Origin of the sequence: Pseudomonas syringae, assembly GCF_021605415.1 — a bacterium.
Lineage (GTDB): Bacteria > Pseudomonadota > Gammaproteobacteria > Pseudomonadales > Pseudomonadaceae > Aquipseudomonas > Aquipseudomonas syringae_S.
In genome coordinates this window covers 105465-117850 of the sequence record NZ_WKEQ01000012.1, presented here as the reverse complement: position 1 = coordinate 117850, position 12386 = coordinate 105465, and the positions used below count along the sequence as shown (strand labels likewise).

General features: G+C 60.5%; 14 protein-coding genes. 8 read left to right on the top strand and 6 right to left on the bottom strand.

The annotated features are described in order from the left end of the window. Positions 1–15: 15 nt before the first annotated feature. From GIW69_RS11325 to pilG, 4 genes are all read right to left on the bottom strand, one after another. The gene (locus GIW69_RS11325; RefSeq protein ID WP_236482538.1) at positions 16–2076 is read right to left on the bottom strand and encodes a methyl-accepting chemotaxis protein; all 2061 of its coding nucleotides are present in this window, start codon (positions 2074–2076) and stop codon (positions 16–18) included. 154 nt (positions 2077–2230) lie between these two features. Continuing rightward, positions 2231–2770: a chemotaxis protein CheW gene (locus GIW69_RS11320; RefSeq protein WP_236482536.1), complete on the bottom strand. Its 540-nt coding sequence runs from the start codon at positions 2768–2770 to the stop codon at positions 2231–2233. A gap of 10 nt (positions 2771–2780) precedes the next feature. Beyond that, on the bottom strand, positions 2781–3146 hold the full coding sequence (pilH, locus tag GIW69_RS11315) for a twitching motility response regulator PilH (protein ID WP_020295795.1): 366 nt from the start codon (positions 3144–3146) through the stop codon (positions 2781–2783). A gap of 60 nt (positions 3147–3206) precedes the next feature. Continuing rightward, the gene (gene pilG, locus GIW69_RS11310) at positions 3207–3611 is read right to left on the bottom strand and encodes a twitching motility response regulator PilG (RefSeq protein ID WP_236482534.1); all 405 of its coding nucleotides are present in this window, start codon (positions 3609–3611) and stop codon (positions 3207–3209) included. 214 nt (positions 3612–3825) lie between these two features. Here pilG and gshB point away from each other — a divergent pair, with 214 nt between their 5' ends. The 7 genes from gshB (at position 3826) to GIW69_RS11275 (ending at position 9883) form a co-directional block, all read left to right on the top strand. Then, on the top strand, positions 3826–4791 hold the full coding sequence (gshB, locus tag GIW69_RS11305; RefSeq protein ID WP_236482532.1) for a glutathione synthase: 966 nt from the start codon (positions 3826–3828) through the stop codon (positions 4789–4791). 112 nt (positions 4792–4903) lie between these two features. Then, complete coding sequence (locus GIW69_RS11300) at positions 4904–5803, top strand: energy transducer TonB (RefSeq protein WP_236482530.1); 900 nt, start codon at positions 4904–4906, stop codon at positions 5801–5803. A 170-nt stretch (positions 5804–5973) separates the two neighbouring features. Beyond that, positions 5974–6546, top strand: coding sequence for a YqgE/AlgH family protein (locus tag GIW69_RS11295; protein ID WP_236482528.1), 573 nt, complete (start codon positions 5974–5976; stop codon positions 6544–6546). Continuing rightward, the gene (gene ruvX, locus GIW69_RS11290; RefSeq protein WP_236482526.1) at positions 6546–6983 is read left to right on the top strand and encodes a Holliday junction resolvase RuvX; all 438 of its coding nucleotides are present in this window, start codon (positions 6546–6548) and stop codon (positions 6981–6983) included. The genes GIW69_RS11295 and ruvX overlap by 1 nt, the downstream gene beginning before the upstream one ends. A gap of 93 nt (positions 6984–7076) precedes the next feature. After that, positions 7077–7583, top strand: coding sequence for a bifunctional pyr operon transcriptional regulator/uracil phosphoribosyltransferase PyrR (pyrR, locus tag GIW69_RS11285; RefSeq protein WP_236482524.1), 507 nt, complete (start codon positions 7077–7079; stop codon positions 7581–7583). Positions 7584–7610: 27 nt separating this feature from the next. Beyond that, positions 7611–8615, top strand: coding sequence for an aspartate carbamoyltransferase catalytic subunit (locus GIW69_RS11280; protein WP_236482522.1), 1005 nt, complete (start codon positions 7611–7613; stop codon positions 8613–8615). Next, a complete protein-coding gene (locus tag GIW69_RS11275) occupies positions 8612–9883 on the top strand; it encodes a dihydroorotase (protein ID WP_236482520.1) in 1272 nt (423 codons plus the stop codon). The genes GIW69_RS11280 and GIW69_RS11275 overlap by 4 nt, the downstream gene beginning before the upstream one ends. A 108-nt stretch (positions 9884–9991) precedes the next feature. Here the strand turns inward: GIW69_RS11275 and GIW69_RS11270 are convergent, their stop codons facing one another. After that, on the bottom strand, positions 9992–10423 hold the full coding sequence (locus GIW69_RS11270) for an NINE protein (RefSeq protein ID WP_236482518.1): 432 nt from the start codon (positions 10421–10423) through the stop codon (positions 9992–9994). 250 nt (positions 10424–10673) lie between these two features. Here GIW69_RS11270 and GIW69_RS11265 point away from each other — a divergent pair, with 250 nt between their 5' ends. Continuing rightward, positions 10674–11291 carry a C40 family peptidase gene (locus GIW69_RS11265; RefSeq protein WP_236482516.1) on the top strand — a complete coding sequence of 206 codons (618 nt, stop codon included), beginning with the start codon at positions 10674–10676 and terminating at the stop codon, positions 11289–11291. A gap of 51 nt (positions 11292–11342) precedes the next feature. Here the strand turns inward: GIW69_RS11265 and GIW69_RS11260 are convergent, their stop codons facing one another. After that, positions 11343–12377, bottom strand: a complete 1035-nt coding sequence (locus GIW69_RS11260; protein ID WP_236482515.1) for a type IV pilus twitching motility protein PilT — start codon at positions 12375–12377, stop codon at positions 11343–11345. Positions 12378–12386: the final 9 nt, after the last annotated feature.

Here is a 12386-nt window from a genome sequence, read left to right as displayed (position 1 = left end):
TCCACTCAACATGCTTTACGTTTTGCCTGTCGTTTGCGCGGGCGCCGCCGGCAAGGTGAAACCGGACACCGAGCGGCGCAGCTGACTGGCCATTTTCGTCAGGTTGCCGATGCTCTCGGCAGTGGCCGTGGAACCGGACGAGGTCTGCGTCGTGATCTGCTGGATCACGTTCATCGTCAGGGAAATCTGCCCCGCCGACAACGTCTGTTGCTGGGCCTCGTTGGAAATGCTCTGGATCAGCGCCGCCAGGGTTTTCGACACGCCCTCGATTTCTTCCAGGGCCACTCCGGCATCCTGCGCCAGCCGCGCGCCGCGTACCACCTCAGTGGTGGTCTGCTCCATGGAAATGACGGCTTCGTTGGTGTCGGTCTGGATCGCCCGCACCAGTGTTTCGATTTGCCGGGTGGCGGCGGACGAACGCTCGGCCAGCCGCTGCACTTCGTCGGCGACCACGGCAAACCCGCGTCCGGCATCACCGGCCATGGACGCCTGGATGGCGGCGTTGAGGGCGAGGATGTTGGTCTGGTCAGCAATGTCGTCGATCAGGCTGACGATGTCGCCGATTTCCTGGGACGACTCGCCCAGACGCTTGATGCGCTTGGCGGTGTCCTGAATCTGTTCACGGATGTTGTCCATACCGTGGATGGTGTTGTGCACCACCTCGTTGCCCTTGTTGGCGATTTTCACCGAACGCTCGGCCACCGCCGAGGACTCGGCGGCGCTGGCCGACACTTGGTCGATGGATTCGGCCATGTCGCTGATCGCCGTGGACGCTTCGGAAATCTGCTGGGCCTGATGCTCCGAAGCTTGTGCCAGGTGCATGGCGGTAGCCTGGGTTTCCTGCACGGCAGCGGCAACCTGGCCGGCGGTGAGGTTGATCGTCGCCACCAGATCGCGCAGCTGATCGACGGAATAGTTGATCGAGTCGGCGATGGTGCCGGTGAAGTCTTCGGTCACCGAAGCGGTCACCGTGAGGTCGCCGTCGGCGAGGTCTTCGATTTCGTCGAGCAAGCGCATGATCGCGTTCTGGTTGCGCTCGTTCTTCTCGGCGGTTTCGCGTAGCTGACGGTTGGTTTCGCGAACCATGACCATGCCGATCAGGATGATCGAGGCCAGCGCCAGCAAGCCCAGCACGTAGCCGCCGATGGTGTCGGTGTTGCGCCCGCCCGCCAGGTTTTCGAAACCGGTGGCCAGGTGCGAGGCTTCGTCGAGCAGGGTTTGCGACAGGCTGAAAATATTAGTTGCCGACTCGCGCACCTTGAACAGCTCCGGCGAGGTTTCGAGGATTTCATCCACGGAGCCGGAGACAAACTGGAACAGCTCGGAAATTTCGCTCAAGCGCGCCCGGGCGTCACGGTCTTCGACCTGGCTGACTTTCAGGGCCGGATTGCCTTGCAGCATGCCGTTGAGCACCTGGCCGAAACGCGTGGCATCGCGGCCAAAGGCATCGGCGGCTTGCTGGGAATTTTCGTCGCCGGACAGCACGGTGTTGACCGCGCCGAGAATGCGTTCGGCCAGCAACGATTGACGCTGGGCCATCGCCACCTGACCGGCCGGGGCGCCGCGCTGCAACAGAATCTCCACGACTTTCTCGTATTCGATCTGCAACTGCGGCACGGTCTCGGCCAGGGTTGCCGCGACCTGATGCAGAGACAGCACGGTCTGTTCGCTGGAGAGAATGGCGTCGGTGTTTTTCAGCAGACGTTCCCAGTCCAGCTGCACGGCGCGCATTTCCGGGCGTACGGCGGCCGGAGCCGGTGGCAGGCCGGTGACCGGATCGCCCTTCTTCAAATAACCCCAGCGCTGGGCAAAATCGTTGCGCGCATCGCTGAGCAATTTGAACGCGGCAGCCTTGCCGGCGGCAGCTTCGGTGGCGTTCTTGGCGATACGTTGCGACAACACGCGCAACTCACCGGCGTGGCCGATGTACTGCTTGTCGTAGTTGGATTGGGTGTTGAGGTACGCGAAGTTGGCGAACAGCAGCATGATGAACACGATCAGCGCGATAAACAGCACAATGATCTGCGAGCGGCTGCGCGACCCTTCCCCGGGTGTGCCTGTTATTGCTTTTATCATCGGTTCTCGCCCTTAACCCGCGAACTTGAAGCTCACCGAGAAACCTGTGGGAGCGGGCTTGCCCGCGATAGCGTCAGGTCAGTCGATATCTATATCGGATGTGCCGGCCCCATCGCGGGCAAGCCCGCTCCCACAGGGTTCGGTGTTGTATTGGTTATATCGCTACGTTCATGAAGGCCTGGGATTGCGCCAGCGCAAACAGGCTGAACACTTGCCAGTCCTGCTCGCGCCGGAAACGGCCCTGGACGAACGTCGCCATCGGGCCTCGTCGGTTGTCGACGGGAAGCGCTTCGTAGCTGTTCTGCTCGAAATGCTGCAAGCCGAAGACCTCATCGACCATCAGCCCGGCGAACACATCGCCATGCTCGACCACCAGCACCCGGCACTGCTTGCGCACCGGCGACAGTTCATAGCCGAAGAACCCGCCCAGATCCATGATCGGCAATAGCCTTCCACGCAAATTGGCCACGCCCTTCACCCAGGATTTGACCCCGGGCAACTGGGTGAATCGCGGTTCGTGCAGCACTTCGCCGACTTCACCCATGGGCGCGACATACCATTGCTCGCCAAGGCGAAAGCCGATCCCGCTCCAGCGATCCTGCCGTCCGGGTTGTGACGGCAAGTCCGCTGCCAGCAAACGGCAGCGCTGGTCGATCTGCAACAACAGTTCGAACGCGGTCAGCAATTCCTTCATGGCGGCGCGGTCAGCCGGCCAGCACGTTGTTCAGGGTTTTGATCAGGGTTTCTTCATCGACCGGTTTGGTCAGGTAGTCCTTGGCGCCCTGACGCGTGCCCCAGACCTTGTCGGTCTCCTGATCCTTGGTGGTGATGATGATCACCGGAATGTGACTGGTTTCAGCATCCTTGGTCAGCTGCCGGGTCGCCTGGAAACCATTGAGGCCGGGCATGACGATGTCCATCAGCACCGCGTCAGGCTTTTCCTGTCGGGCCAGGGCCACGCCGTCGGCGCCGTTCTCGGCCTTCAACACTTCATGGCCGTGTTTTTCCAGCATGCCAGTGAGTTTGTACATTTCGGTCGGCGAATCATCGACGATCAGGATACGTGCCATGGTTTTCCCCATTTTTCTTGTCGACACCGGGCCCGCTGGCCGAGCGTCATTGTGCGTGTCTTACTGCGACAAAACGGCGGCAAAGCCCGGAACGTGGGCCTGGATCGCGTCGAGCAGTTCTTCCTTGCTGAACGGCTTGGTCAAAAATTGATCGGAGCCGACAATCCGCCCCTTGGCCTTGTCGAACAACCCGTCCCTGGACGACAGCATGATCACCGGCGTGGCCTTGAATGCGCTGTTGTTCTTGATTAAAGCGCAGGTCTGATAACCATCCAGACGCGGCATCATGATGTCGACGAAGATGATCCCGGGATGGTGGTCGGCGATCTTCGCCAGGGCGTCGAAACCGTCAATCGCCGTGATGACTTCGCACCCCACATTCTTCAACAAGGTTTCGGCCGTACGGCGAATTGTTTTCGAGTCGTCGATCACCATCACTTTCAAGGCGCTGGACTGCTGTTCCATAAGAGGGCTCTACCGTCGCCTTTGCGAATCAATTTGTCCGTTTTGCGCTCGAAACCCTTGATGCTCAAGGGCCAGCATGACTTGGCAGCCTTTTTAGCACAGTCTCCAAATCCAATCTATCGACGGGTTTTCCCTTGACCGAAAACCCGCCCGGCGCCACTCTGGCGGCACTTTTTACGTACCGTTCCGGTCACCCATTTTCGAGGAAAACCCAATGAGCGTTCGCGTCGGGATTGTCATGGACCCTATCGCCAGCATTTCCTATAAAAAGGATAGCTCGCTGGCCATGCTGCTGGCCGCGCAGAAGCGCGGCTGGGAACTGTTCTATATGGAACAGCGCGACCTGTATCAGGCTGAAGGTCAGGCTCGGGGGCGCATGCGTCCGCTGAAGGTCTTCGCCAACCCGGAAAAATGGTTCGAACTGGACGCCGAACAGGATTCGCTGCTCAGCGACCTGGACGTGATCCTGATGCGCAAGGATCCGCCGTTCGACATGGAGTTCGTCTACTCCACCTATTTGCTCGAACAAGCCGAAGCCGCTGGCGTGCTGGTGGTGAACAAGCCGCAGAGCCTGCGTGACTGCAACGAAAAGCTGTTTGCCACGTTGTTCCCGCAGTGCACGCCGCCGACCATCGTCAGCCGTCGCCCGGACGTACTGCGCGAATTCGCCGACCACCACGGCGACGTGATCCTCAAGCCGCTGGACGGCATGGGCGGCTCGTCGATCTTCCGTCACACCGCCGGCCATCCGAACCTGTCGGTGATTCTGGAAACCCTGACCCTGCACGGTCAGCAGCAAATCATGATTCAGGGCTACCTGCCGGCCATCGTCGATGGCGACAAGCGCATCCTGATGATCGATGGCGAGCCGGTTGATTACTGCCTGGCGCGGATCCCGGCACTCGGTGAAACCCGTGGCAACCTCGCCGCCGGTGGCCGTGGCGAAGCTCGTCCGCTGACCGACAAGGATCGCTGGATCGCCGCCCAGGTCGGCCCGACCCTGCGCGAGAAAGGCCTGCTGTTTGTAGGTCTGGACGTGATCGGCGAACACCTGACCGAAATCAACGTGACCAGCCCGACCTGCATCCGCGAAATCGACAACGCGTTCGGCACCGACATCGGCGGCATGCTGATGGAGGCCATTGAGAAGAAGCTGAAAGCTGCGAGCGTAAAGCCATAAGTTTGATCTCGATCACATGCAGCTTGTCGCTTCAAGCTTGCAGCTTGAGGCTAAAAACCAACATTGCGTTATCATGCCGGGCCCGTAAAAACGCGATGTTGGTTTTTCTGTCATGACCCTTCCGTCCGATCTGCCCCTCGAACTCGCCCACCGTGGCGTGCGCCCGGCCGATCGCCTCGGATTTACCCTGTTTCTCGCGGCGCTGATTCATTTGGCGCTGCTGCTCGGCGTCGGTTTCACCATGGTCGAGCCCAAGCAGATCAGCAAAACCCTCGAAATCACTTTGGCCACCTTCAAGAGCGATACCAAGCCGAAGAAGGCCGATTTCCTCGCCCAGGAAAATCAGGAAGGCAGCGGCACCCTCGACAAGAAGGCGACCCCCAAGACCACCGAGGTCGCGCCGTTCCAGGACAACCAGGTCAAGAAAGTCACCCCGCCACCGGCCGCCAAGCCGCAGGTTCGGGACGCCGCGCCCAAGGCTGCGGTGACCACCGTTGCGCCCAAACAGCAAAAAGCGCCGACCAAGCGCGAAGAGATCAAAACCGAGAAGAAGCCGGTGGTGGATGCACCGACGTTCGACAGTTCGCAGTTGTCCAGCGACATTGCCAGTCTCGAAGCGGAACTGGCCAAGGAGCAACAGCTCTACGCCAAGCGCCCGCGCATTCACCGCTTGAGCGCGGCCTCGACCATGCGCGACAAGGGCGCCTGGTACAAGGACGACTGGCGCAAGAAGGTTGAGCGCATCGGTAATCTCAATTACCCGGAAGAAGCGCGGCGCAAGCAGATCTACGGCAATCTGCGGCTGATGGTGTCGATCAACCGCGACGGCTCGCTGTATGACGTGCTGGTGCTGGAATCCTCCGGGCAACCGCTGCTGGACCAAGCGGCGCAGCGCATCGTCCGACTGGCGGCACCCTTTGCACCGTTTACCGGGGATCTGTCGGACATCGACCGACTGGAAATCATCCGCACCTGGAAATTCGCCCGGGGCGACCGACTCTCAAGCAACTGACACAGCACAATCCCCTGTAGGAACGAGCCTGCTCGCGATAGCATTCTTTCTGACACCTCAATGTTGAATGTGGCGCCCTCATCGCGAGCAGGTTCACGCCTACACTTGTTCTGTGTTGTTCTCTGATCTCCAGCTTGTCAGTTCGCCCCTGCAACGCCACACTAGCGCACATGAAAAACGTCAGCCCCAGCTACCTCAAGCATCACTTCCTGATTGCCATGCCACACATGGCCGACCCGAATTTTGCCCACACTTTGACCTACATCGTCGAGCACACGGCCAATGGCGCCATGGGGCTGGTGGTCAATCGTCCGCAAGAGCTGAATCTGGCCGATATTCTTGAGCAGTTGCGCCCGGAGATCGACCCGCCACTACTCTGCCAGCACGTGCCGATTTTCATCGGTGGCCCGGTGCAGACTGATCGTGGTTTTGTCCTCCATCCGTCGGGCAAAAGCTTCCAGGCCACCGTCGAGCTCGACGGCGAACTCTCGCTGTCCACGTCCCAGGATGTGCTGTTCGCCATCGCTGATGGCGTCGGCCCCGAGAAAAGCTTGATCACCCTTGGCTACGCCGGCTGGGAAGCCGGGCAGCTTGAAGCGGAAATGGCCGACAACGCCTGGCTGACCTGCCCTTACGACGCCGACATCCTGTTCAACACCAGCAGCGAACTGCGTCTGGAAGCGGCGGCACGGCATCTGGGCATCAACCTCAGCCTGCTGACCAGTCAGGCGGGGCACGCCTGATGGCCCTGCGCCTGATCCTCGGCTTCGACTACGGCACCAAACAGATCGGCGTTGCGGTCGGCCAGGTGATCACCGGCCAGGCCCGCGAACTCTGCACGCTGAAAGCGCAAAACGGTGTTCCGGACTGGAATCAGGTCGAAGCGCTGATTAAAGAGTGGAAGCCTGACGCCGTGGTCGTCGGCCTGCCGTTGAACATGGACGGCACCCGCAGCGACATGTGCGAGCGCGCCGAAAAATTCGCCCGCCGCCTCAACGGCCGTTTCAACCTGCCTTTTTATACCCACGACGAGCGCCTGACGACCTTTGAAGCCAAAGGCGAGCGACTGGTGCGTGGCGGACAAAAAGGCAGTTACCGCGACAACCCCGTGGACGCCATCGCCGCCGCCCTGCTGCTGCAAGGCTGGCTCGACGAAAACACCGCATTGTTTGAATTCTGAAAAGCGCTACGGCGCTTCTCTTTTAAGTGATAACCCGAGCCGGCGACCCGTTTTGTATCCGGACAACGAGGCTCGGGCCAAGAAGGAGCAACCATGAGCCTGCCAAACCCCGCCGAACTGATCACTCAGATGGCGACCCGCCTCAAGGCGCACCTTGCAAACCGTGGCATCAGCGAACCGCGCTACATCGGTATTCGCACCGGCGGTGTGTGGGTAGCCCAGGCATTGCTCAAAGAATTGGGCAGCGATGCGCCGCTCGGCACCCTCGATGTGTCCTTCTATCGCGACGACTTCAGCCAGAACGGCCTGCACCCGCAAGTGCGCCCGTCCGCCCTGCCCTTTGAAATCGAAGGCCAGCACCTGGTGCTGATCGACGACGTATTGATGAGCGGCCGCACCATTCGCGCGGCCCTCAACGAACTGTTCGACTACGGCCGCCCGGCCAGCGTGACCCTGGTCTGCCTGCTCGACCTGGATGCCGGCGAGTTGCCGATCCGCCCGAATGTGGTCGGCGCGACCCTGAGCCTGGCCGCCCACGAACGGGTCAAGCTGTCCGGTCCCGAGCCGCTGGCTCTCGAACTGCAAGACCTTGCCCTTTAATCCGCCCTATTGAGAGTCCCCCTCGCGATGACGCCTCTAGATACCAAGCGCCCGCTGCAGCTCAATGATCAGGGCCAGCTGCAACACTTCCTCTCGCTCGACGGCCTGCGCCGTGAGTTGCTGACGGAAATCCTCGACACCGCCGACTCGTTCCTTGAGGTCGGTGCCCGGGCGGTGAAGAAAGTCCCGTTGTTACGCGGCAAGACCGTGTGCAACGTGTTCTTCGAAAACTCCACCCGCACCCGCACCACTTTCGAGCTGGCGGCCCAGCGGTTGTCGGCAGACGTCATTACCCTGAACGTGTCGACATCGTCGGCGAGCAAGGGCGAAACCCTGCTCGACACCCTGCGCAACCTGGAAGCCATGGCCGCCGACATGTTTGTCGTGCGCCACGGTGATTCCGGCGCCGCGCACTTCATCGCCGAACATGTCTGCCCACAAGTGGCGATCATCAACGGCGGCGACGGCCGTCACGCGCACCCGACGCAGGGCATGCTCGACATGCTGACCATTCGCCGGCACAAGGGCAGCTTCGAGAACCTCTCGGTGGCCATCGTCGGCGACATCCTGCACTCACGGGTTGCGCGCTCGAACATGCTCGCCCTGAAAACCCTCGGCTGCCCGGACATCCGCGTGATCGCGCCGAAAACCCTGCTGCCGGTCGGCATCGAGCAATACGGCGTGAAGGTTTACACCGACATGACCGAAGGCCTGAAAGACGTCGACGTGGTGATCATGCTGCGCCTGCAACGCGAGCGCATGACCGGCGGCCTGCTGCCGAGCGAGGGCGAGTTCTATCGCCTGTTCGGCCTGACCACCGCACGCCTGGCCGGGGCCAAGCCGGATTGCATCGTCATGCACCCGGGGCCGATCAACCGGGGGGTCGAGATCGAATCCGCCGTGGCCGACGGCCCGCATTCGGTCATCCTCAATCAAGTGACCTATGGCATCGCCATTCGTATGGCCGTGCTGTCCATGGCCATGAGCGGGCAAACGGCGCAACGTCAATTCGAGCAGGAGAAGGCCCAGTGAAGCTCAGCATTCTCGGCGCCCGCGTCATCGATCCAAGCAGTGGCCTGGATCAAATCACCGACATCCACATTGAAGCCTGCAAGATCGTCGCCCTCGGCGCGGCACCGGCCGGGTTCACCGCGCTGGAAACCATCGACGCTCAAGGGCTGGTGGCCGCTCCGGGCCTGGTTGACCTCAACGTCGCCCTGCGCGAGCCGGGCTACAGCCGCAAAGGCTCGATTGCCAGCGAAACCCGTGCCGCAGCGGCCGGTGGCGTGACCAGCCTGTGCTGCCCGCCACAGACCAAACCGGTGCTCGACACCTCTGCCGTGGCCGAACTGATCCTCGACCGCGCCCGCGAATCCGGCAACACCAAAGTGTTTCCGATTGGCGCACTGAGCAAAGGTCTGGACGGCGAACAACTCGCTGAACTGGTCGCCCTGCGCGACGCCGGTTGCGTGGCGTTCGGTAATGGCCTCGACAGTTTCCGCAACACCCGCACCCTGTGCAGGGCGCTGGATTACGCGGCGACGTTCGATCTGACCGTCATTTTCAACTCGCAGGATCACGACCTCGCTGACGGCGGTCTGGCCCACGAAGGCCCGACGGCCAGTTTCCTCGGCCTGCCGGGCATTCCGGAAACCGCTGAAACCGTAGCGCTGGCCCGCGATCTGCTGCTGGTCGAACAGACTGGCGTGCGCGCGCATTTCAGCCAACTCACCAGTGCTCGTGGTGTCGCGTTGATTGCTCAGGCGCAGGCCCGTGGCTTGAAGGTGACGGCGGATGTTGCGCTGTATCAGTTGATCCTCACCGATGAAGCGCTGATCGATTTCAGCAGCCTCTATCACGTCCAGCCGCCGCTGCGCACCCGCGCGGATCGCGATGGCCTGCGTGAGGCGGTGAAATCCGGCGTGGTTTCGGCGATTTCCAGCCATCACCAGCCCCACGAACGTGATGCCAAACTGGCGCCATTCGGCGCGACCGAACCGGGCATCAGCAGCGTTGAACTGCTATTGCCGCTGGCGATGACGCTGGTCGAGGATGGTTTGCTGGACCTGCCGACTCTGTTGGCACGCCTGAGCGCCGGACCGGCCGAGGCGCTGCGCCTGCCGGCGGGCAAACTGGCGGTGGGGGGCGCGGCGGATATCGTGCTGTTCGACCCGAAGGCCTCGACCGTTGCGGGTGAGACCTGGCTGTCGAAGGGTGAGAACTGCCCGTTCCTCGGCCATAGCTTGCCGGGTGTGGTGCGTTACACCTTGGTGGATGGACGGATCAGCCACCAGGTTTGATACCGCGTAACGGCCAATCGCTGGCAAGCCAGCTCCCACAGGTTCTGTGTGTAACCATGGATTTGTGACAACGCAAATCCATGTGGGAGCTGGCTTGCCAGCGATGGTTTACTGGAAAGCGCCGCGATTCTGCGCGTTGCGCACCGACACCTGATCGTTCAGCGTCCAGAAGTCATACAGCACGCCAATAAAGAACAACCCACCACTCACCAGGTACAGCAATCCGCTGATCCATTTGCCCTGGTACATCCGGTGTACGCCGAACACGCCGAGAAACGTCAGCAGAATCCACGCCACGTTGTATTCGATCGGCCCAGAGGTGAAGCGCAGATCCGCTTCGCGATCCATCGCCGGGATCAGGAACAAGTCGATCAGCCAGCCGATGCCCAGCAAGCCGAAGGTGAAGAACCAGATCGTCCCGGTCACCGGTTTGCCGTAATAGAAGCGGTGAGCACCGGTAAAACCAAAAATCCACAGCAGATAACCCACCACTTTGCTGTGAGTGTCATGGGCGGGAGCATCGTTCCGATAGGTGTTCATGAATGACCTCATTTGCCTCAATAGATAAATATGTTCTGACTTTCTGTGACTTTTTTATGTTCAGCCGACAAGTGGCTAACACTTAGGGGAACTCTCGTAAGTCCTTGTCCTCGTTAGGTTCTGTCCGACAACCTGTGCAGATTTTCGTTCGTTGGGCTCTGGCCCGGGGCTTTCGCAATCGACCAACGGCCCCGGAAACAGTAAAAAAGCTGTTATAAAGTTGCGCGCTAACCCATATGAGCCCTGCCGAATGCGTCCATTTTTCAAGACATGGCTAACTATTTGCCTATTAATGCCACTGGCTGCCCACGCCACCAATCGTGAGCAACGTCTTCCCAACGTTAACGGTTTCACCCCTAAATCCCATGTTTCTGCTCCATCGAGCAAAAGCAAACAAAGCAAAACCACCACGCTGAGCAGCAAAAGCCACAGCAAACTGGTGCCGCCGATGGCGAGCAAGGAAAGCAGTAACGTCCTGAGCCGCGCCGTGAACGTCCTCGGTACACCGTACCGTTGGGGCGGCAGCAGCCCAAGTAAAGGCTTCGATTGCAGCGGTCTGGTGAAATATGCGTTCAACGACGCCACGTTCGATTTGCCACGCACCTCCAATGCAATGGCCAGCGGGCATGGCGAGAAAGTCGATCGCAAGGATCTGAAACCGGGCGACCTGATTTTCTTCAACCTCAAGAGCCGCCGGGTCAATCACGTTGCCATTTACCTGGGTAACGACCGCTTCATCCACGCGCCTCGTCGAGGCAAATCGGTGAGCATCGACACCCTGAACAAACCGTACTGGAAAAAGCATTACGTCGTTGCCAAGCGTGTATTGCCGAAAGAACAGGGCCAGATGCGCGTCGTTCAGCGCTGATCCCGTCCGCTATCGTTCCCACGTTGCGCGTGCGAGCGATAGCCGGCCCTATCAGAAATTATCCGGCGTACGCGCCTTCTCCCGCGCATGCTCGCGGCTGATCAGTCCTTTGATCACCAAGTCCTTCAGGCACATATCCAGTGTCTGCATCCCCAGCGACCCGCCTGTCTGAATCGACGAATACATCTGCGCCACTTTATCCTCGCGGATCAGGTTACGGATCGCCGGTGTGCCGAGCATGATTTCGTGCGCCGCCACCCGACCTCCGCCGATTTTCTTGATCAACGTCTGCGACACCACCGCCAGCAATGACTCGGACAACATCGAACGCACCATTGATTTCTCGTCACCGGGGAACACGTCCACCACACGGTCAATCGTCTTCGCCGCTGAGGTGGTGTGCAGCGTGCCGAACACCAAGTGCCCGGTTTCAGCCGCCGTCAAAGCCAGGCGAATGGTTTCCAGGTCGCGCATCTCGCCCACCAGAATCACGTCCGGGTCTTCGCGCAGCGCCGAGCGCAGAGCGGTCGCGAAGCTGCGGGTGTCGCGGTGCACTTCGCGCTGGTTGATCAGGCATTTTCGCGATTCGTGGACAAATTCGATCGGGTCTTCGATGGTGAGAATGTGGTGGTGGCGATGGGTGTTGAGGTAATCGATCATCGCCGCCAGCGTGGTCGACTTGCCGGAACCGGTCGGCCCGGTCACCAGCACCAGCCCGCGCGGGGCGTCAGTGATCTTGCGAAAGACGTCGCCCATGCCGAGGTCTTCCATGCTCAGCACTTTCGACGGAATGGTGCGAAACACCGCACCGGCGCCGCGATTCTGATTGAAAGCGTTGACCCGGAAGCGGGCTACACCGGGGACTTCGAAGGAAAAGTCGGTTTCCAGATGTTTCTCGAAGTCCACCCGCTGGGTGTCGTTCATGATGTCGTAGATCAATTCGTGCACTTGCTTGTGATCCAGCGCCGGCAAATTGATCCGTCGCACATCGCCGTCCACGCGGATCATCGGCGGCAGACCGGCCGACAGGTGCAGGTCGGAAGCTCCCTGTTTGGCGCTGAAGGCCAGCAGTTCGGTGATATCCATTGCGCTCCT

What these genes read in the sequence shown, in the direction of transcription:
- GIW69_RS11325 (WP_236482538.1), bottom strand. Translation starts at nt 2,076, where the DNA reads ATGATAAAAGCAATAACAGGCACACCCGGGGAAGGGTCGCGCAGCCGC.
- GIW69_RS11320 (WP_236482536.1), bottom strand. Translation starts at nt 2,770, where the DNA reads ATGAAGGAATTGCTGACCGCGTTCGAACTGTTGTTGCAGATCGACCAG.
- pilH (WP_020295795.1), bottom strand. Translation starts at nt 3,146, where the DNA reads ATGGCACGTATCCTGATCGTCGATGATTCGCCGACCGAAATGTACAAA.
- pilG (WP_236482534.1), bottom strand. Translation starts at nt 3,611, where the DNA reads ATGGAACAGCAGTCCAGCGCCTTGAAAGTGATGGTGATCGACGACTCG.
- gshB (WP_236482532.1), top strand. Translation starts at nt 3,826, where the DNA reads ATGAGCGTTCGCGTCGGGATTGTCATGGACCCTATCGCCAGCATTTCC.
- GIW69_RS11300 (WP_236482530.1), top strand. Translation starts at nt 4,904, where the DNA reads ATGACCCTTCCGTCCGATCTGCCCCTCGAACTCGCCCACCGTGGCGTG.
- GIW69_RS11295 (WP_236482528.1), top strand. Translation starts at nt 5,974, where the DNA reads ATGAAAAACGTCAGCCCCAGCTACCTCAAGCATCACTTCCTGATTGCC.
- ruvX (WP_236482526.1), top strand. Translation starts at nt 6,546, where the DNA reads ATGGCCCTGCGCCTGATCCTCGGCTTCGACTACGGCACCAAACAGATC.
- pyrR (WP_236482524.1), top strand. Translation starts at nt 7,077, where the DNA reads ATGAGCCTGCCAAACCCCGCCGAACTGATCACTCAGATGGCGACCCGC.
- GIW69_RS11280 (WP_236482522.1), top strand. Translation starts at nt 7,611, where the DNA reads ATGACGCCTCTAGATACCAAGCGCCCGCTGCAGCTCAATGATCAGGGC.
- GIW69_RS11270 (WP_236482518.1), bottom strand. Translation starts at nt 10,423, where the DNA reads ATGAACACCTATCGGAACGATGCTCCCGCCCATGACACTCACAGCAAA.
- GIW69_RS11265 (WP_236482516.1), top strand. Translation starts at nt 10,674, where the DNA reads ATGCGTCCATTTTTCAAGACATGGCTAACTATTTGCCTATTAATGCCA.
- GIW69_RS11260 (WP_236482515.1), bottom strand. Translation starts at nt 12,377, where the DNA reads ATGGATATCACCGAACTGCTGGCCTTCAGCGCCAAACAGGGAGCTTCC.